The organism is Streptomyces sp. NPDC127190 (assembly GCF_042672505.1).
Lineage (GTDB): Bacteria > Actinomycetota > Actinomycetes > Streptomycetales > Streptomycetaceae > Streptomyces.
In genome coordinates this window covers 66,300-84,759 of record NZ_JBHXVE010000027.1, presented here as the reverse complement: position 1 = coordinate 84,759, position 18,460 = coordinate 66,300, and the positions used below count along the sequence as shown (strand labels likewise).

The 18,460-nt window shown below is 73.9% G+C and carries 17 protein-coding genes and 1 pseudogene; 11 read left to right on the top strand and 7 right to left on the bottom strand.

Annotated elements, in window-relative coordinates; translation table 11 throughout:
• Positions 1 to 16 precede the first annotated feature (16 nt).
• On the bottom strand, positions 17 to 718 hold the full coding sequence (locus ACFVIU_RS31625) for a GntR family transcriptional regulator (RefSeq protein WP_385846717.1): 702 nt from the start codon (positions 716 to 718) through the stop codon (positions 17 to 19).
• A 148-nt stretch (positions 719 to 866) separates the two neighbouring features.
• Between ACFVIU_RS31625 and ACFVIU_RS31620 the strand changes: the two genes are divergently transcribed.
• Genes ACFVIU_RS31620 through ACFVIU_RS31600 form a run of 5 tightly spaced genes read left to right on the top strand, consistent with a single transcriptional unit; the run spans position 867 to position 5,365 of the window.
• Positions 867 to 2,186: an MFS transporter gene (locus ACFVIU_RS31620; protein WP_385846715.1), complete on the top strand. Its 1,320-nt coding sequence runs from the start codon at positions 867 to 869 to the stop codon at positions 2,184 to 2,186.
• Complete coding sequence (locus tag ACFVIU_RS31615; RefSeq protein WP_385846714.1) at positions 2,183 to 3,022, top strand: putative hydro-lyase; 840 nt, start codon at positions 2,183 to 2,185, stop codon at positions 3,020 to 3,022. The genes ACFVIU_RS31620 and ACFVIU_RS31615 overlap by 4 nt, the downstream gene beginning before the upstream one ends.
• A 45-nt stretch (positions 3,023 to 3,067) precedes the next feature.
• On the top strand, positions 3,068 to 3,826 hold the full coding sequence (locus ACFVIU_RS31610; protein ID WP_385846713.1) for a LamB/YcsF family protein: 759 nt from the start codon (positions 3,068 to 3,070) through the stop codon (positions 3,824 to 3,826).
• Positions 3,823 to 4,440, top strand: a complete 618-nt coding sequence (locus ACFVIU_RS31605) for an allophanate hydrolase subunit 1 (protein WP_385846711.1) — start codon at positions 3,823 to 3,825, stop codon at positions 4,438 to 4,440. Before ACFVIU_RS31610 ends, ACFVIU_RS31605 begins: the two co-directional genes overlap by 4 nt.
• Positions 4,441 to 4,495: 55 nt before the next feature.
• Positions 4,496 to 5,365: a biotin-dependent carboxyltransferase family protein gene (locus ACFVIU_RS31600; RefSeq protein ID WP_385846710.1), complete on the top strand. Its 870-nt coding sequence runs from the start codon at positions 4,496 to 4,498 to the stop codon at positions 5,363 to 5,365.
• A 217-nt stretch (positions 5,366 to 5,582) separates the two neighbouring features.
• Here the strand turns inward: ACFVIU_RS31600 and ACFVIU_RS31595 are convergent.
• The 5 genes and pseudogenes from ACFVIU_RS31595 to ACFVIU_RS31575 form a co-directional block, all read right to left on the bottom strand.
• Positions 5,583 to 6,398, bottom strand: a pseudogene (locus ACFVIU_RS31595) (SGNH/GDSL hydrolase family protein); the annotation flags it as partial.
• Positions 6,395 to 7,564 (bottom strand): glycosyltransferase, encoded by a 1,170-nt coding sequence (locus tag ACFVIU_RS31590; protein WP_385846709.1) that lies wholly within the window; start codon positions 7,562 to 7,564, stop codon positions 6,395 to 6,397. The pseudogene ACFVIU_RS31595 and the gene ACFVIU_RS31590, both read right to left, overlap by 4 nt.
• Complete coding sequence (locus ACFVIU_RS31585; protein WP_385846707.1) at positions 7,561 to 8,688, bottom strand: glycosyltransferase family 4 protein; 1,128 nt, start codon at positions 8,686 to 8,688, stop codon at positions 7,561 to 7,563. The genes ACFVIU_RS31590 and ACFVIU_RS31585 overlap by 4 nt, the downstream gene beginning before the upstream one ends.
• Positions 8,689 to 8,870: 182 nt before the next feature.
• On the bottom strand, positions 8,871 to 10,289 hold the full coding sequence (locus ACFVIU_RS31580; RefSeq protein ID WP_385846705.1) for a HEAT repeat domain-containing protein: 1,419 nt from the start codon (positions 10,287 to 10,289) through the stop codon (positions 8,871 to 8,873).
• A gap of 301 nt (positions 10,290 to 10,590) precedes the next feature.
• Positions 10,591 to 10,983, bottom strand: coding sequence for an ankyrin repeat domain-containing protein (locus tag ACFVIU_RS31575; protein WP_385846704.1), 393 nt, complete (start codon positions 10,981 to 10,983; stop codon positions 10,591 to 10,593).
• 314 nt (positions 10,984 to 11,297) lie between these two features.
• On the opposite strand from ACFVIU_RS31575, the gene ACFVIU_RS31570 reads away from it, so the two are divergent.
• Positions 11,298 to 11,492 (top strand): hypothetical protein, encoded by a 195-nt coding sequence (locus tag ACFVIU_RS31570; RefSeq protein ID WP_385846703.1) that lies wholly within the window; start codon positions 11,298 to 11,300, stop codon positions 11,490 to 11,492.
• Between the two features lie 40 nt (positions 11,493 to 11,532).
• On the top strand, positions 11,533 to 13,167 hold the full coding sequence (locus tag ACFVIU_RS31565) for an ABC transporter ATP-binding protein (protein ID WP_385846701.1): 1,635 nt from the start codon (positions 11,533 to 11,535) through the stop codon (positions 13,165 to 13,167).
• 22 nt (positions 13,168 to 13,189) lie between these two features.
• Here ACFVIU_RS31565 and ACFVIU_RS31560 read toward each other — a convergent pair whose 3' ends face one another.
• Positions 13,190 to 14,698: a PLP-dependent aminotransferase family protein gene (locus ACFVIU_RS31560; RefSeq protein WP_385846699.1), complete on the bottom strand. Its 1,509-nt coding sequence runs from the start codon at positions 14,696 to 14,698 to the stop codon at positions 13,190 to 13,192.
• A gap of 101 nt (positions 14,699 to 14,799) precedes the next feature.
• On the opposite strand from ACFVIU_RS31560, the gene ACFVIU_RS31555 reads away from it, so the two are divergent.
• From ACFVIU_RS31555 to ACFVIU_RS31540, 4 genes are all read left to right on the top strand, one after another.
• Positions 14,800 to 15,456, top strand: coding sequence for a YitT family protein (locus ACFVIU_RS31555; protein WP_385846698.1), 657 nt, complete (start codon positions 14,800 to 14,802; stop codon positions 15,454 to 15,456).
• Complete coding sequence (locus tag ACFVIU_RS31550) at positions 15,453 to 16,229, top strand: glycerophosphodiester phosphodiesterase (RefSeq protein ID WP_385846696.1); 777 nt, start codon at positions 15,453 to 15,455, stop codon at positions 16,227 to 16,229. The genes ACFVIU_RS31555 and ACFVIU_RS31550 overlap by 4 nt, the downstream gene beginning before the upstream one ends.
• 54 nt (positions 16,230 to 16,283) lie before the next feature.
• Positions 16,284 to 17,630 (top strand): MFS transporter, encoded by a 1,347-nt coding sequence (locus ACFVIU_RS31545; RefSeq protein WP_385846694.1) that lies wholly within the window; start codon positions 16,284 to 16,286, stop codon positions 17,628 to 17,630.
• Positions 17,631 to 17,942: 312 nt separating this feature from the next.
• Entirely contained in the window at positions 17,943 to 18,317 is a 375-nt protein-coding gene (locus ACFVIU_RS31540; RefSeq protein ID WP_150943815.1) for an RNA polymerase-binding protein RbpA, read from the top strand.
• The last annotated feature ends 143 nt before the right edge of the window (positions 18,318 to 18,460 follow it).

Sequence of the window (18,460 nt, the reverse complement as noted above, 5' to 3'; positions counted from 1 at the left end):
GTGCCGTGGAAGGCACCTATTGCGTGCCCTCCTCGCCGACCCGCCTGCGGTACACCTCCACGATCCGCTCCAGCGAGTCCGTGAGATAGGTCGCGAGCAGCCGCTCCGCCCCGCTGCGGTCCCCGGTCTCGAGCGCCTGGAGGATCCGGCGGTTGCGGACGAGGTAGGGCTCGTGCAGCCGGCGGGGGTCGTCCACCACGTGGAAGGCCAGCCGCAGCTCGGCGAAGACGCTGCGCATCAGCTCGTCGGTGCGTTCGCTGCCGGCGAGGGCGACCAGCTCCTGGTGGAAGTGGATGTTGGCCGTGCCCGTCGCTTTCCAGTCGTGTTCGACGGCCGCCTGCTCCCCCTCGGCCACCGCCGCGGCGAGCCCGTGGAGCGGGTACGGCGGCTCCCCGAGCCCCCGGACCACGGCGCACTCGACCAGGGCGCGGGTGCGGTAGATGTCCTCGACGTCCTCGACGGTCAGCACCCGCACGAACACGCCCCGGTTGAGCTCGTGGACGAGCAGGCGTTCGTGGGTGAGCAGCCGGAAGGCCTCGCGCAGGGTGTTGCGGGAGACGCCGAGCGCCCCGCCGATGCCGTCCTCCGACAGCCGGGTGCCGGGCGGGAAGTATCCGTCGGCGATGCGGCTCCTGAGGATGTCCGCAACCCGCTCCGCCGTGCTGGTACGCCCCAGGAGAGCGCGGTCGTCGGCCAGTCCCGTCAGCTGCTCTGCCATGCCCGGAATTCAATCGCAGACACCGGAACGAAACAACGCGGGTATTGAAGGATCGTTGAACGATCCTCTACGGTGCTCGGCACGGCCCTGGTTCCGTACGGCAACTGCTCGCCCCCCGCACCCTCCGTCCCCCTTCTGCGAGGTGCCCATGAGCACGACCCCTCCCCCACCGGCCCTCAACTCCGACCCTCGCCCGGGCAAGGGCGAACGCGCCCCGGAAGACGGCGCGTTCGGTTGGCTGCGCGCCCTCGGCCCGCACGGACGACGCGCGTTCGCCGGAGCTTTCGGCGGATATGCCCTGGATTCCTACGACTACTTCACGCTGCCGCTCAGCATGGTGGCGCTCGCGGCCTCCTTCCACCTGGACAGCGCCCAGACCGGGCTGTTCACCACCGTCACGCTGGTCGTCTCGGCGGTCGGCGGCGCCCTGGCCGGTGTCGTCGCGGACCGGGTGGGCCGGGTCCGGGCCCTGATGATCACCGTGGCCACCTACGCCGTCTTCACCGTGGCCTGCGGCTTCGCGCCCACCTACGAGACGCTGCTGGTCTTCCGCGCTCTGCAAGGACTCGGGTTCGGCGGCGAGTGGGCGGTCGGGGCGATCCTGGTCGCCGAGTACGCCTCCGCGCGCCACCGGGGCCGCACGCTCGGCGCGGTGCAGAGTTCCTGGGCGGTCGGCTGGGCGCTGGCGGCGGTCGTCTACACGCTGGTCTTCTCCTTCGTCGGCCAGGACCTGGCCTGGCGGGTGATGTTCTGGACGGGCGCACTGCCCGCGCTGCTCCTGGTCTGGCTGCGCCGCCGGGTGCATGACGCGCCCACCGCGGTGGCGGCGCGCGAACAGGACCCCGCGCGGGGCTCCTTCACGGCGCTCTTCCGGCCGGACCGGGCGGGCGTCCCGGGTCTGCTGCGCACCACGGTCTGCGCGAGTCTGCTGTCCACCGGTGTGCAGGGCGGCTACTACACGCTGGCCACCTGGGTGCCGACCTATCTGAAGTCCGAGCGCGGCCTGTCGGTCGTCGGCACCGGCGGCTATCTGACCTTCCTGATCTCCGGCGCGTTCCTGGGCTACCTGACCGGCGGCCACCTCACCGACCGGCTCGGCCGGCGGAACAACATCTGGCTCTTCGCGCTGCTGTCGGCCGTGTGTGTCCTGGCCTACGCGCACATCCCGCACGGCGCCGACACCCTGCTGCTGGTGCTGGGCTTCCCGCTCGGCTTCTGCATGTCGGCCATCTTCAGCGGCTTCGGCTCCTATCTGAGCGAGCTGTACCCGACGGCGGTGCGCGGCACCGGTCAGGGCTTCACGTACAACACGGGCCGCGCGGTGGGCGCCGTGTTCCCCACGCTGGTGGGCTTCCTGGCCGACAGCTGGGGCGTGGGCGGCGCGCTGGTGTTCGGTGCGCTCGGCTACGGCCTCGCGGCGCTGGCCCTGATCGGGCTGCCGGAGACGCGCGGGAAGGAACTGGCATGACCCGGCCGCAGGGTACCGAGGACCGGCCCGTCTGCGCCGTCGACGCGCACGCGCACGCGTGGAGCCCGAAAACGGCGCGGGCCCGGTTCCGCGAGGGGCTCACGGGCCCGACGGCCGGGGTGGCGGCGGGCCACACGCAGGCCAACCTGATCGCCGTACCGGCCGACTGGGCCTATGACATGCTGCTGTTCTGTCAGCGCAATCCCAAGCCCTGCCCGGTGCTCGACGTCACGGACGCCGGCTCCCCTGTGACCGCCCTCGCCGAGGGCGCCGACCTGCGCACCGACCTGCCCCGCTACCGGGTGTGGCAGGACGGCGAGCTGGCCGAGGAGCCCACGGATGTGCGGGCCCACTGGCGGGACGACCTGGTGTCCTTCCTGATCGGGTGCAGTTTCACCTTCGAGTGGGCACTGAGCCGGGCCGGGGTGCCGATCCGCCATGTCGAGCAGGGCCGCAACGTGCCGATGTACGTGACCGGCCGGGAGTGCCGGGCCGCGGGCCGGCTGCGCGGGCCGATGGTGGTGTCCATGCGGCCGGTGCCGCCGGAGCATCTGCGGGCCGCGATCCGGGAGAGCAGCCTGCTGCCGGCTGTGCACGGCGGCCCGGTGCATTGCGGGGACCCGGCGGCGCTCGGCATAGCCGACCTCGGCCGGCCCGACTTCGGCGATCCGGTGACCGCCGACGAGGGCGACATCCCCGTCTTCTGGGCCTGCGGGGTGACTCCGCAGGCGGCGGTGATGGCCTCGCGGCCGCCCTTCGCCATCACCCACGCCCCGGGCCAGATGTTCCTGACCGATGCCCGCGACGAGCAGTACCGGCTGGTCGGCCTCGACTGACCGGCCCGCGGCAGACCCACGAGATACCGGAGAGACGACGACACCATGACCGCGATCGATCTGAACGCCGACCTCGGCGAGGGCTTCGGCCGCTGGCGGCTGACCGACGACGAACAGCTGCTGACCGTCGTCACCAGCGCCAATGTGGCCTGCGGTTTCCATGCCGGGGACGCGGCCACCATGCGCCGGGTGTGCGAGCTGGCCGCCGCGCGCGGGGTCGCGATCGGCGCCCAGGTCTCCTACCGGGACCTCGCCGGGTTCGGGCGGCGCGCGATGGACGTGCCGCCCGCCGAGCTGGCGGCGGAGGTGGCCTACCAGATCGGGGCGCTGGAGGTCTTCGCGCGCGCGGCCGGCGCACGCGTGGCGTACGTCAAGCCGCACGGCGCGCTCTACAACCGGGTCGTGCACGACCCGGAGCAGGCCCGCGCGGTGGTCGACGGCGTGCTGCTCGCGGACCCGTCGCTGCCGGTGCTGGGCCTGCCCGGCTCGCGACTGCTGGAGCTGGCCGGCGCGGCGGGGCTGCGGGTCGTCACGGAGGCGTTCGCCGACCGCGCGTACACCGAGGAGGGCACTCTGGTGCCGCGCGGCCGGGACGGCGCCGTGGTGACCGACCCGGTGGCGGTGGTGGAGCGCTCGGTGGATCTCGCACGCTCCGGCACGGTCACCGCGCACTCCGGCGCGCGGATCCAGGTGCGCGCCCGCTCGCTGTGCCTGCACGGCGACACTCCCGGGGCGGTGGACCTCGCACGCCGGGTGCGCGAACAGCTGACGGCAGCGGGCGTACGGGTGGAGGCCTTCGCATGAAAGCGCTTCCCGTGGGTGATGACGCGCTGCTGGTCGAGGTCGGCTCGGGCACGGAGGCGCAGGCCCTGCACGCGGAGCTGCTGCGGCGCCGCGCGGAGGGCTCGCTGGTGGTGCGGGAGCTCGTCCCCGCGGCACGGACGGTCCTGCTCGACGGCCTGGCCGACGCGGACCGCTGGGCGTCCGAGCTGACCTCGTCCGCCGTACCGCCCACTCCCCCGCCCGCGCGCGAGCTGATCGAACTGCCGGTGCGCTACGACGGCCCGGACCTCGCGGAGGTCGCCGCGCACTGGGACGTCCCCGAGCGGGAGGTCGCCCGGATCCACGCGGGCACCGAGTTCACGGTCGCCTTCTGCGGCTTCGCCCCCGGGTTCGGCTATCTCACCGGCCTTCCCGCCCGCTACGACGTCCCGCGCCGGGCCACCCCGCGTACGGCCGTCCCCGCCGGCGCGGTCGCCCTGGCGGGGCCGTACACGGGCGTGTACCCGCGCTCCTCGCCGGGCGGCTGGCAGCTGATCGGCAGCACGGACGCGGTGCTGTGGGACCACGCGCGTGTGCCGGCCGCGCTGCTGGCTCCGGGGGTGCGCGTGCGCTTCGTACCGGTGGAGGACGCGTGAGCGGGGCAGGGACGCCGGGTGCCGCCGGCCGGCGCCGCGCGGCGGGGGAGGGCGCATGAGCGACCGTGCGCTCGTCGTGGTCCGTGCCGGGGCGCTGACCACCGTGCAGGACCGGGGGCGGCCGGGGTACGCGCATCTCGGCGTGGCGCGCTCGGGGGCGCTCGATCCGCCCGCGGCGGCGCTCGTCAACCGGCTGGTGGGCAACGGTCCGGACGCCGCCGTGCTGGAGACGACGGTCAACGGCTGTGCGCTGCGGCCGCGTTCGACGGTGACCGTGGCGGTGGGCGGCGCGCCCTGTCCGGTGACGGTGGACGGCCGTCCGGCCGCGTGGGGCGCCCCGGTCGTGGTGCCGGCCGGCGCGCTGCTGGAGGTGGGCACGGCCGTGGCCGGCGTCCGCGCCTACGTGGGTGTCGCCGGCGGTGTCGCGGTGGAGCCGGTGCTGGGCAGCCGTGCCACGGACCTGCTGTCGGGCCTCGGCCCGGCCCCGCTCACGGACGGCGCGGTGCTGCCGCTCGGTCCCCCGGCCGGTCCGCCCGGGCGGGTGGACGGCGCCCCGCAGCCGGGTCCATCGGCCGAGCTGGTGCTCCGGGTGACACCGGGTCCCCGGGCGGACTGGTTCACGCCCGGGGCGCTGCGGGATCTCACCACGCGCGCGTACCGGGTCTCCCCGGCGAGCAACCGGATCGGGCTGCGCACCGAGGGCCCGGCGCTGGAGCGCGCCCGGCCCGGGGAACTCGCCAGCGAGGGCATGGTCCTGGGCGCGGTCCAGGTACCGCCGGACGGCCGGCCGGTGGTCTTTCTCGCCGACCACCCGACCACCGGGGGCTACCCGGTGATCGCGGTGGTCCGCGCCGCGGACCTCCCGGCGGCCGCGCAGGCGGTGCCGGGAACCGCGGTGCGGTTCATCCCGGTACGGCGCCACTGAACGCCTGGTCCGTCACCGGTACCGCGTGTTCCGTCACCGGAACCGCGCCGCTGAACGCCTGTTCCATCACCGGTACCGTGCCACTGAACGCCTGGTCCGTCACCGGAACCGCGCCGCTGAGCCCCCGTCCCTCCGCCGCGCCCTCCGGGGAACCGACGGCGCGGCTCCCTCCCCCACCGCGCCGCTGAACCCCCACACCGTCACCCGCGCCCTCCCCGAGGGCCGCCAACGCGGCCGAGACCTCCGCTGCGGCGCCGAGGTCGAGGCGGGCGTCGGTGCCCCGGGCCCGGTGGTGCACTTCGTCGGCGGCCAGGCGCAGCAGTTGCGGGAGCAGGTCGGTGCAGCGCCGGGCCACCCAGCCGGTGCCGGCGGTGGCCAGCCACCACAGGTTCGCCGCCCGGGTCGGCGCCGGTGAGTCGGGTTCGGGCGACGGCGGGGCGCCACAGGCCAGGCCCGCCTCCACCAGCAGCGCGTGGCAGCGGACGGCGAGCCGACGGTGCCCGCGTTCGCCCGGGTGGAGCCGGTCCGCGCTCCACAGGGACCGGTCGGTGATCCAGTCGCCCTCGGCCCCGTGCAGGTGGACGGCGCCGTACCGGTCGGACAGTGCGTGCACGACCGAGTTGACGGCACGTTGCCGACGGGCCAGCGGGCGGGCCAGGGCGCTCGGCAGGCCCAGCATCGCGCCCGGGTCGGGGAGGCAGGCGGTGAGCAGGGTCGCGCCGTGCCGGGTGCAGGACGCGTAGACGTGGTCGAGGTGGGCGGCCACCGCGCGGATGTCGAAGGTGCTGCGCAGCGTGTCGTTGACGCCGACGATCACGGACACCAGGTCGGGGCGCAGCTCCAGGGCGGCCGGGGTCTGCCGTTCGCGCACGTCGTGGGTCCGGGCGCCGCTGACCGCGAGGTTGGTGAACTCCGCGCCCTCGCCCAGGGAGGCCGCCAGCAGCGCGGCCCAGCCCCGCAGGCCGCCCCCGGCCGGGTCGCCCACGCCCTCGGTCAGCGAGTCTCCGAGGGCGACGAACCGGACGGGGCTCATGCCACGCCCTCCGGGACGGCACCGGGCCTGCGGTCGGTCACCGGGGCGTCGTGTGCGGCGAGGAACGCCTCCACCGCCGTACCCCAGCCGAAGCACTCGGCACGCGCGCGTGCGGCGTCCCGTCGCTCCCGCTCGCGGCGCTCCAGCAGGAGTTGCACGGCGTCCGCGAAGGCCTCGCCGTGGTCGGCCGCGGTGGCGCCGGCGGAGCCGATGACTTCGGGCAGTGCGGAGGAAGCGCTGGCCACCACGGGGGTGCCGCAGGCCATGGCCTCCAGGGCGGCGAGCCCGAAGGTCTCGGCGGGCCCGGGCGCGAGGCAGACGTCGGCGGACGCCTGGAGCGCGCCCAGGGCGTTCCGGTCCGAGACATGGCCGAGGAACGTCACCGGCAGCCCGCGCTCCCGCGCGCGGTGTTCCAGCCGGGCGCGCAGCGGCCCGTCCCCGGCCACCACGAGCACCGCCTGCCGCCCGCGCCGCACCAGCGCTTCCAGGGCGTCGAGGGCCGTGCCGGGCCGCTTCTCCACGGACAGCCGGGAGCACAGCACGAGCAGTGCCTGCTCCGGGCGCGCGTGCCGGGCGCGCACGCCGGGGTCGCGCAGCCCGGGGTGGCGTTCCATCAGGTCGACGCCCAGGGGGGCGCGTACGACGTTGCGCGCGCCGATGCGGACGAACTCGCGCTCGGCGAACTCCGTGGTGCACACCACCCGGGAGTAGACGTGCGCGGTGCGGGTGTTGAGGGCGTCGGCGGCCCGGCGGGAGAGGTTCTCGGGCAGTCCCCAGGTGCGCAGCACGCCGTCGGCGGTCTCGTGCGAGACCATCACGGCGGGCACGCGCGCGCGGCGGGCCCAGCGGCCGGTCCAGCGCAGGGTGGTCCGGTCGGAGACCTCCAGCCGGTCCGGGGCCAGCTCCTCCAGGAGCGCGGCCACCCGCCGCCGGTCGGTCAGCACGCGGTAGCCGCCGGTGCCGGGGAGCAGCGGGCCGGGCAGGGTGATGACCCGGCCCTGCTCGGTGTCGCGGTCGGTGTGCCGTTCGCCGGGCACGATCAGCACCGGTTCGTGGCCGGCCGCCCGGAATCCCCGGCCCAGTTCGCGCAGGGCGGTGCGCAGGCCGCCCGAGGCGGGGGCGACGAAGTTGGCGAGCCGGACGATGCGCAGGGACTGGCCGGTCATGCCGCCACCACCGTCTTCCGGGCCGCGAGGACCTCGTCGTAGTGGGCGATCAGCTGGTCGCCGACCGCAGCCCAGGTGCGCCCTTCGACCATGGCCCGCGCGGCGGCGCCGTACTCCGCCCGGCGGGCCGGGGCCGCAGCCAGTTCCCGTACGGCCTCCCGGACCGCGTCGGCGTCCCGCGGCGGGACGAGCAGGCCGGTGCGGCCGTGGGCGACCAGGTCGAGCGGGCCGCCGGCGGCGGGCGCGACGACCGGGACGCCGCTGGCCATGGCCTCCTGCACGGTCTGGCAGAAGGTCTCGAAGGGGCCGGTGTGCACGAACAGGTCCAGCGAGGCGAAGATCCGGGCGAGGTCGGCGCCGGTGCGGCGGCCGAGGAAGACGGCGCCCGGCAGCGCCTCGGTCAGCTGGGGGTGGCTGGGTCCGTCGCCGACGACCACGACGCGGACGCCGTCCAGTGCGCACACGCCGGCGAGCAGTTCGACGTGCTTCTCGGGGGCGAGCCGGCCGACGTAGCCGACGATCAGTTCGCCGCCCGGGGCGAGTTCGCGGCGCAGCGCCCTGTCACGGAGATCTGGCCGGAAACGTATGGTGTCGACCCCGCGCGGCCACAGCCGTACCCGTGGCACTCCGTGCGTCTCCAGATCGTGCCGGGCGGCGCTGGAGGGGGCCAGGGTGCGGTCGGCCGCGGAGTGCACGGAACGGATCCGCCGCCAGGCGGCCGCCTCTCCGGCGCCCATGTAGGTGCGGGCGTATCCGGCGAGGTCGGTCTGGTAGACGGCGACGGCGGGCACGCCGAGCCGGGCGGCGGCGGCCATCCCGCGGACGCCGAGGACGAAGGGACTGGCCAGGTGGACGACGTCGGGCCGGTGGTCGAGCAGGGCCGCGGCGAGACGTCGGCTGGGGAGGGCGACGCGCACCTGGGGGTAGCCGGGGAGAGGGAGGGAGGGCACGCGGACGACCGGGCAGGGGGCGTCGCTGTCCGGCGGACTGCCGGGCGCGGGGGCGGGTGCGACGACGAGCGGGGAGTGACCGCGATCTACGAGGTGCCGGGCGGTCTGGAGCGCGCAGTGGGACACGCCGTTCACATCGGGGGGAAAGGATTCGGTCACGATGACGACACGCATAGGGGTGTTGTCGCCGTGCCGGACGTTGCCGCGCCGACTTCGATCTTTCCGCCCGGGGAACGTCCCATGAGCGTTGGGCTGCCACCCGAGCGGGTCAGACGGCCGTCATGACCGCCTGACCCGCGGGTCATCCCGTGTTCACCTGCCGGGCGGTCGTCGGCCCGGCCGGCTGTGCGCAGAGGTCAGCCGGCAGCGGTGTCGGGGCCGATGCGGCTGCGCACCGCCGTCTGTACCTCGTCCTCCTCGGCCGGGTCGGCGGCCAGCCGGCGGAGCCGTTCCACGACACGGGTGTCACCGGTCTCGGCGTGCCGGGCGGCGAGTTCGCGGGTGGTCTCCTCGCAGTCCCACAGGCATTCGACGGCGAAGCCCGCGGCGAAGGAGGGGTCGGTCGCGGCCAGGGCGCGGGCGGCACGGCCGCGGAGGTGCGAGGAGGCCGTCTCGCGGTAGATGTGGCGCAGCACGGGGGCCGCGCAGGCGATGCCGAGACGGCCGGTGCCGTCGACGAGGGTCCACAGGGTGGGGGCGTCGGGGCCCTCGCCGCGCACGGCCTCGCGGAGGGCGCCGAGGACGAGGTCGCTGTCGCGGGTGCCGCCGCGGCAGGCGAGCACGCGTCCGGCGGCGGCGCCGAGCGCGTCGGGGCGCTGGGCCCAGCCGCGCGCGCGGTCGACGGCGGCGACACTGCGCATCCGTTCGAAGGCGTCGACGGCGGCCTCCACGACGAGCGACGAGCCGTCGGTCACCGCGGCCTCGATCAGATCGAGGGCGGCGGGGTCGTTGCCGTCGGCGAGGTAGCGCAGTGCGGTGCAGCGGGCTCCGTCGCCGCCGTCCCGGGCGGCCTGGAGGATCTCGGTCCGGTCCTCCGGGCCGACGACGGCGGCCAGGCAGCGGGCGGCGGGGACATGGAGCGCGGCGCCGCGGTCGATGCCCTGCTGGGCCCACTCGAAGACGGCGCGCACACTCCATCCCGGGCGCGGTCCGGTGGGCCGCATCTGCCGCTGCCAGCGGTCGAAGCAGCCGGTCTCCTGGGCGGCACGCACACGCGTGGCGATCGATTCGCGCGGATCGTCGGCCCACAGCCGCCAGGGGCGCGGCTCGAAGGCGTCCCGGACGGCGGCGGCCAGCTCGGCCTCGCCCTCGGGGTCGGTGGTGAAGCGGGCCAGCACCGGGGCGGCGAGGGCGCGCAGGCCCGCGTCGTCGTCGCGCAGGGCCAGCTCGTCCAGGGCCCAGGCCCAGTTGGCGCCCGTGGCGGCGTAGCGCCGCAGCAGTGCGAGCGCGTCCCGCCGGCCGTAGGAGGCGAGGTGCCCGAGGACGGCCAGGGCGAGGCCGGTGCGGGACTCGTCGGTGTCGAGGATGTCCTCGGGACCGAAGAGGTGCGCCTCGATCTCGTCCAGCTCGCCGTTCAGGTCGAGGTAGAGCCGGGCGTAGTACAGGGAGCGGTTCTCCACCTGCCAGTCGTGGCGGGGATCGCGCAGCACGCAGTGGTTCAGGGCGGCAAGCGCTTCCGCGCGGGGGGCGGTGAGTGCGTGCAGTGTGCCGTCGCCGCGGCCCCGCTGGAGCAGGCCGAGCAGCGTACCGCTGGGCGCTATGACCGGATCGAACATGGGAAACAGCCTCACATCAAGCGTCGACGCAACCGGGGAACACGCACTTACCTGGCCGCGTGACACAACGTCGGAGCGCCCGCCGTCTCTTGCTTGCTGTAGACCATCTCTCTCTGCCTCTCGTCGGTGGCCCATGCGGACCGCATCACGGCCCGCGCGGTGCGGCAACACTTGCCCAGCCATCGCGTCCGTGAATCACGACGTCATGATGACCCGCGGTGTGTGCTGCCGCGACCGTATTTCCGGCGGCCCTTTACCGCCTCCCCCGTTTTCAGTGTCGTACCTGGTCAGGACGTTCTTGTCAGTGGACGCCGAACAACTCCAGAAGCTCCTTCTTGCCGAACATCCGGGCCGTGTCGACGGCTGACGGCGTGCCCGCGGAAGGATCGGCTCCGCCCTCCAGGAGGGCCTTGATGACCTCCGTCTCGCCCTTGAAGACCGCTCCCGCGAGGGGAGTCTGGCCCCGGTCGTTGACGTGGTCCGCCGCGCCGCCCCGGGCGAGCAGGGCACGCACGGTGTCCGCGTGTCCGTGGTAGGCGGCGAGCATCACCAGGGAGTCGCCGCGGTCGTTGGTGAGGTTGGCCGGAACGCCCGCGTCGACGTACGCCACGAGCGGCTCGGTCTGCCCCTGCCGGGCCAGATCGAAGATCTTGGTCGCCAGCTCCACGACCTCGGGGTCGGGGGCTTCACTCATCGGCCGGACCGCCTCTCCTGCGCACGTCGGTACTTCGGGAACCTCTGGAGCGTACGGCAGCGAGTTGAACGCGGCCGTACGAGTGAATCGTCAGCGTACTGGCTGTCGCGGCACATGACCCGTTGTGCCCGAGGTAAAGATCAGCAACACCTCCGCCGGAGTCAACAGTCCTGGTCAAACGGGCAGGAACAGCTCGACCAAGTGGGGGAAATCTGCCGTATTTCACTCATTTGCACCTTTTATCGTATGGATACATCCTGTGATCCTGGAAGAACTCATGGTGACTGTCCCCCCTCGACACCAGGAGGCCCCAAATGATCCTCTCCATGTCCGGCGTGGTCCTGCTCGGCATCATCGTCTTCCTGTTCTTCCGCAAGGACGGGCTCAAGGGCTCGCACGCAGCGGTCTCGGCCCTGTTCGGCTTCTATCTCTCCAGCACGGCCATCGCCCCGAGCATCAAGGCAGGCGGCGAGAGCCTGGCGAGCCTGCTCGGCGGCATCAAGTTCTGACCCAGCCCGTCCCGCCCGCACACACCGTCAGGAGACAGCAGTGGCCCGGCGCCCTCTCCCCCGCATCCTGAGCAAAGACAGCGCCCAGATCGCCCGGACGCAGCTCGCCCGGAGCCGGGAGCTGGCCCGGACGGCGGCCGACAGTGCCACCGACGTCCTCCACCCGCTGATCACCGTCACGCGCGGGTTGCGCCGGCTGGCCTCGGCCGGGCGGCGCAAGTGGGCGGACACCCCCAAGGACAAGCGCGGACCACTGCTGTTCCTGGTGGCCGCCCTGATCCTGGTCGTGGCGCTGGTGCCGTACGGGCCGCTGCTCGCCGTCATCACCGTGATGGCGGCAGCGGCCTGGCAGGGGCGCGACCGCACCCCGCCGGCGCCCGAGGGCCCCGACGACTCCCAGACCGAGCGGCTCCAGGCGCTCTACGAGGCCCTGGTGCCGTACTTCTCCAGCCCCGAGGACCCGGCACCGCTGTACGCGCACGGCGGGGAATGGGAGAAGGCCTTCAGCACGCACGAGTTCGACGACGCCGGGCGCGTCGGCCACCTCGTGATCCGCTACCCCGCCTACTTCCCGGACGGCGAACCCCCGGCCCGCGCGCGGATCGAGCAGCTGCTCACCGCCAAGGCCGGGCGGGGCCGCGAGTACCACTTCGCGTGGGACGAGGCGGGCAACCAGCTCACGGTCACCGCGCTCGCCCCGCTGCCCACCGACATCGTCGCCCAGCGCTTCGTGACCGCGCCGGGCGAGACCGTCCTCGGCTTCACCGACCACAGCGAGGTGCAGCGCACGCTCCCCCTCGCCTACGGAGAGGAGCAGGTCGACGTCCCGCCGGTGGTGTGGCGCACCGGCATCCGCTCCACCGAGCCGCACCTGCTGGCCATGGGCCACCCGGGCAGCGGCACCTCGACACTGCTGCGCTCGGTGGCGCTCCAGGCCCTTCAGTACGGCGACATCCTGATCGTCGACGGCGGCGGCACCGGCGAGTACGCCTGCCTGACCGGCCGGGACGGCGTGCTGGGCGTCGAGTGCGCCCTGCCCGGCGCGCTGGCCAGCCTGGAATGGGCCGCACAGGAGACGGAACGGCGGCTCATCGCGATCAATCTGGCACGGCAGGTGGGCGACCCGCCCCCGGCGGACACCCGACGCCCGCTGTGGATCCTGCTGGACCGCCCGAGCGTCTTCGCGCATCTCGCGGCGGCGGACGGCCGCAAGGACCCGCAGGCACTGCTCCAGGTGCCGCTGCGGCACGGCCGCGCGGCGAACGTGACCGTGGTGGTCGCCGAGCAGTTCGACAGCGCGGAGGCCTTGAGCGACGCGGTACGGCAGCACACGCGCGCGCGTGTCGTGCTCGGGCCCGCGACGCCGCAGCAGGTGGAAGCGGTGCTGGGCATGCCGCCGCACACGACACCGGTGGTGCACGTCCCGCCGGGGCGCGGCTACGCCCGGCTGGGCACCGGCCCGGTGCACCGGTTGCAGGTGCCGCGCACCCCCGATCCGTACGACGACGCCACGAGCGACGCCGACCGGCAGGCGGTGCTGGAGTTGCTGCCGGGGCGGACGATGCCCGCGGACGCCGAGCAGGCCGAGCCCGTCGAGGCGGCGGAGCCGGCCGAGGGGGTGTCGCTGGTGAAGCCCGCGGTGGCGGCGGAGGCCGTGGGGGCCGAGACGGCGTAGGGCGCCCGGCGCCCCGCACCGCTCACGCCACGAACGTCCGCGGCGCCTCCGTCATCCCCGTCGCGCCCGTCCTGACCAGATGGGCCGCGGCGGCGAGTCGTACCGCGGCCTCCTGCGCCACCGCTCCCCCCACCGTGAACGGAAGGCGCACATACCCCTCGAAGGCGCCGTCCACGCCGAAGCGGGGGCCGGAGGGCACCCGGACACCGACCCGCTCCCCCGCCTCGGCCAGCCGGGAACCGGACAGGCCGCCCGCCCGGACCCACAGGGTCAGGCCGCCCCGCGGCACCTCGAACTCCCAGTCGGGCAGCTCCCGGCGGACCGCCGCCACCAGGGCGTCCCGGTTCTCCCGGGCCTGGGCGCGGCGCAGCTCGACGGCCTGTGCCCAGCCCCCGGTGGAGAACAGCCAGTTGACGGCGAGCTGCTCCAGGACCGGGGTGCCCAGGTCGGCGTACGCGCGCGCGGCGACCAGGCTGCGGATGACGTCGGGCGCCGCCCGCACCCAGCCGATCCGCATGCCCGCCCAGAACGCCTTGCTGGCCGAGCCGACCGTGACGACCGTCGAGCCGGCCGGGTCGAAGGCGCAGACCGGGCGGGGCATGCCGGCCTGTCCCAGCTCCTCGTCCAGCCACAGCTCGGTCATCGTCTCGTCGGCGACCAGCACCGTCCCCGCCGAGCGGGCCGCGTCCACCAGCCGGCGCCGCTGGTCCTCGTCGGCGAGCGCCCCGGTGGGGTTGTGGAAGTCGGCGACCACATAGGCGATGCGCGGCGCGGCCTCGCGCAGCACCTGGCGCCAGCGGTCCACGTCCCAGCCCGACAGGCCCTCCGCCATCGCGACCGGGACCAGCCGGGCCCCCGCCTCGCGCATCAGCTGGAGGATGTTGGCGTACGACGGGGACTCCACGGCGATCCGCTCGCCGCGGCCGCCGAAGAGGTGGCAGATCGCGTCGATGGCCCCCATCGCGCCGGTGGTCACCATGATCTGCTCGGGCATGGTGGGGATCCCGCGCGCGGTGTAACGCTCGGCGATCATCTCGCGCAGGGCGGGCAGCCCGGCCGGATAGTCGCCGTGGGTGTGGGCGTAGGGCGGGAGTTCCTCCAGGGCGCCCTGGACGGCGCGGGTGAGCCAGGGTTCGGGGGCCGGGAGCGAGGCGCAGCCCAGGTCGATCATGGAACCCAGCGCCTCCGGAGGCAGGGGTTCCAGGCCGCGCGCCGGCAGCGGGTTGCCGGCCGGTACGGCGGTCCAGCTGCCCGCGCCGCGCCGTGACTCGAGGAAGCCCTCGCTGCGCAGGGCCTCGTAGGCGGCGGCGACCGTGGTGCGGCTGACGGAGAGGCCGAGGGCGAGTTCGCGTTCCGCGGGCAGCCGGGCGGCGACCGGGACACGCCCCTCCAGGACCAGCAGCCGGATGCCGTCGGCGAGGGCGCGGTAGGCGGGCGGGCGGCGGGTGCCGGGGCCGGCCGGGCGCTCCTGCTGGGAGGTGAGGAGCCGGGCCAGCTGCGCGGCCCCCACTGCTGAGGTCCACTGCGCCATGAGATCAGTCCACCTTCCCCGGATTGGCCATGGATCAAGGTTCTTCCCAAGCCACAGAGTGACATGCGTCAGTCCACCGCCACCACCCAGGGGGGTACGTCGTGTCCATTCCTAGCCGCCGTCTCGGGCGGCGGTTGAGCCAGCTGTACGCCGGGCTCGTCCTCTACGGCGCCAGTTCCGCCCTGCTGGTGCGGGCGGACCTCGGCATGGAGCCGTGGAACGTGCTGCACCAGGGGCTCGCCGAGCTGACCGGCCTCACCATCGGTGTGGTGTCGATCGTCGTCGGGGCCGCGGTGCTGCTGCTGTGGATCCCGCTGCGCCAGCGGCCCGGTCTGGGCACGGTCTCCAACGTCTTCGTCATCGGGCTCGCCATGGACGGCACGCTCGCGCTCGTCCCGGACGTCCGCTCCCTCGCCGTACGCGTCCTGCTGCTGCTCGCGGGGATCGTGCTGAACGGCGCGGCCACCGGCCTCTACATCGCGGCGCGCTTCGGGCCGGGTCCGCGGGACGGGCTGATGACGGGTCTGCACCGGCGCACCGGGCGCTCGCTCCGGCTGATCCGGACGGCGATCGAGGTGGCGGTGGTGGTCACCGGCTTCACGCTGGGCGGCACCGTCGGTGCGGGCACCGTGCTCTACGCCGTGTCGATCGGCCCGCTGGCCCAGCTGTTCCTGCGGGTCTTCGCCGTCCCGGCGGCACCGGGCGGCAGCACGGTGGTTGCCGCCGGGACACCGGAAGGGGCCATACTGCGGCCGTGACCCTCACGACACCGCCCCTGCGCCACCCGTACCTGGACCATCCCGGCCCGATCGCCTTCGCCCACCGGGGCGGGGCCGCCGACGGGATCGAGAACACCGTGGCGCAGTTCCGGCGCGCGGTGGAGCTGGGCTACCGGTACATCGAGACGGACGTGCACGCCACGGCGGACGGCCGGCTCGTCGCCTTCCACGACACGACCCTGGACCGGGTCACCGACGGGGCCGGCCGGATCGCCGAGCTGCCGTGGGAGGAGGTGCGCCGCGCGCGCGTGGGCGGCCGGGAACCGGTTCCGCTGTTCGAGGAGCTTCTGGAGACCTTCCCCGAGGTCCGCTGGAACGTCGACGTCAAGGCGGAGCCCGCGCTGCGGCCGCTGCTGGAGCTGATCGAGCGCACGGCCGCGTGGGACCGGGTCTGTGTGGGCTCCTTCTCGGAGGCGCGCGTGCTGCGCGCCCAGCGGCTGGCCGGGCCCCGGCTGGCCACGTCGTTCGGCACCCGCGGGGTGCTGAACCTGCGGCTGCGGTCCTGGGGGCTGCCGGCCGCGGTGCGCCGGTCGGCCGTCGCCGCGCAGGTTCCCGAGGCCCAGTCGGGCGTTCCCGTGGTCGACCACCGCTTCGTCCGCGCCGCCCACGCGCGCGGGCTCCAGGTACATGTGTGGACGGTCAACGAACCGGCGCGGATGCACCGGCTCCTGGATCTCGGGGTGGATGGCATCATGACCGATCACATCGACACGTTGCGCAAGGTCATGGAGGACCGCGGCGCCTGGGTCTGAGCCCCGGCCGCCACCGGCCGAGCCTTCGCAGTCCAGGGGAGAGCGAGGGCTCGGGTGAGCACCGACACCGTGCGGCCGGCGGCGGACGACACCGCGGGCCGCAGACGCGAGCAGCGCGGCTGGTACTTCTACGACTGGGCCTGCTCGGTCTACTCGACCAGCGTCCTGACCGTGTTCCTCGGCCCCTATCTGACCTCGGTCGCCGAGCACGCGGCGGACGCGGACGGCTATGTGCATCCGCTGGGCGTCCCGGTCCGCGCGGGCTCGTTCTTCGCCTACTCGGTCTCCCTCTCGGTGATCCTCGCCGTGGTGGTGATGCCGCTCGTGGGCAGCGCGGCCGACCGTACGGGCCGTAAGAAGCCGCTGCTCGCGGCCGCCGCGTACACCGGGGCCGCCGCCACCACCGGCATGTTCTTCCTCGACGGCCACCGCTATCTGCTCGGCGGTGTGCTGCTCGTCGTGGCCAACGCGGCGCAGTCCGTCGGGATGATGCTCTACAACTCCTACCTCCCGCAGATCGCCCCGCCCGAGGAGCGCGACGCGGTCTCCTCCCGGGGCTGGGCCTTCGGCTACGCGGCGGGGTCCTCGGTGCTCGTCGCCGACCTGGTGCTCTACTCGGCGCACGACTCCTTCGGCCTCGGCGAGACGGCCGCGGTCCGGATCTGCCTGGCCTCGGCCGGTCTGTGGTGGGGCGCCTTCACGGTCGTCCCGCTGCGCAGGCTGCGCGACCGGCACGCGCGCGTGGAGCGCTCGGCGACGGCACCCGGGCTGCGTCAGCTGGCGGCCACGGCGCGGGACATGCGCCGGCATCCGCTGACCCTGGCCTTCCTGCTGGCGTACCTCGTCTACAACGACGGCATCCAGACGGTGATCTCCCAGGCCTCGATCTACGGCTCGCAGGAGCTGAGGCTCGGGCAGTCGACGCTCATCGTGGCGGTGCTGCTGGTGCAGGTGCTGGCCGTCGCCGGGGCGCTGGCGATGGGGCGGCTGTCCCGGACGTACGGCGCCCAGCGCACGATCCTGGGCTCGCTGGTGGCCTGGACGGTCACGCTCGCGGCCGGCTACTTCCTGCCCGCGAAGGCACCGGTGTTCTTCTTCGTGCTGGCCGGCGGGATCGGCCTGGTGCTCGGCGGCAGCCAGGCGCTGTCCCGCTCGCTGTTCTCGCATCTGGTGCCGCCGGGCAAGGAGGCCGAGTACTTCTCGGCGTACGAGCTGAGCGACCGCGGGATGAGCTGGCTCGGGCCGCTGCTGTTCGGGGTGACCTACCAGCTGACCGGAAGCTATCGCTCCGCGATCGTCTCCCTGGTGGCGTTCTTCGCCATCGGCTTCGTGCTGCTCGCCAGGGTGCCGGTGCGGCAGGCGATCGCCGAGGCGGGCAACCCGGTTCCGGAAAAGATCTAGCGCCGATTTAGCGTTCAACCTAGTGCCGATTTAGCGTTCAACCCGAAAGGGCGGTAGTGTACGCCTTTGGCCTGCCAGGCGTACCGTTACTGCGCGTCAAAGATGCCGAAACGCTGGGTGACATCTGCTAGCAGATGTGACAAACCGGGCGCCGGTGGGTACGACATTTGTCAGCAAGGCTGCGGCTACGACGGCGACGCATGACCCGGAACGGGACACGGGACGGGAATCTTTACCGCCGACCGGACGTTGACCGGATGACGACGACAGCGACACCTGTCCTGTGGGCGACAAGCCCGGGAGGCACGATTCATGAGTGAGCGAGCTCTTCGCGGTACGCGCCTCGTGGTGACCAGCTACGAGACGGACCGCGGCATCGACCTGGCCCCGCGCCAGGCCGTGGAGTACGCATGTGAGAAGGGGCACCGGTTCGAGATGCCCTTCTCGGTCGAGGCGGAGATCCCGCCGGAGTGGGAGTGCAAGGTCTGCGGGGCCACGGCGCTCCTGGTTGACGGCGACGGCCCGGAAGAGAAGAAGGCCAAGCCCGCGCGTACCCACTGGGACATGCTGATGGAGCGGCGCACCCGTGAGGAGCTCGAAGAGGTCCTCGAGGAGCGCCTGGCGGTTCTGCGCTCGGGGGCGATGAACATCGCGGTTCACCCCCGCGACAGCCGCAAGTCGGCCTAGTCCTCCGGGACCGGGCGGGAGACTCAGCGCATACAAGAGACCGCGGGGGCCCGACCTCAGTTGGGTTACGCCCCCCCGGGGTGCGGGTGTGCGCAAGACCCGGGGGACCCCCCCGCGCCCCCAGGCCCGCCACCGGGGCCCGG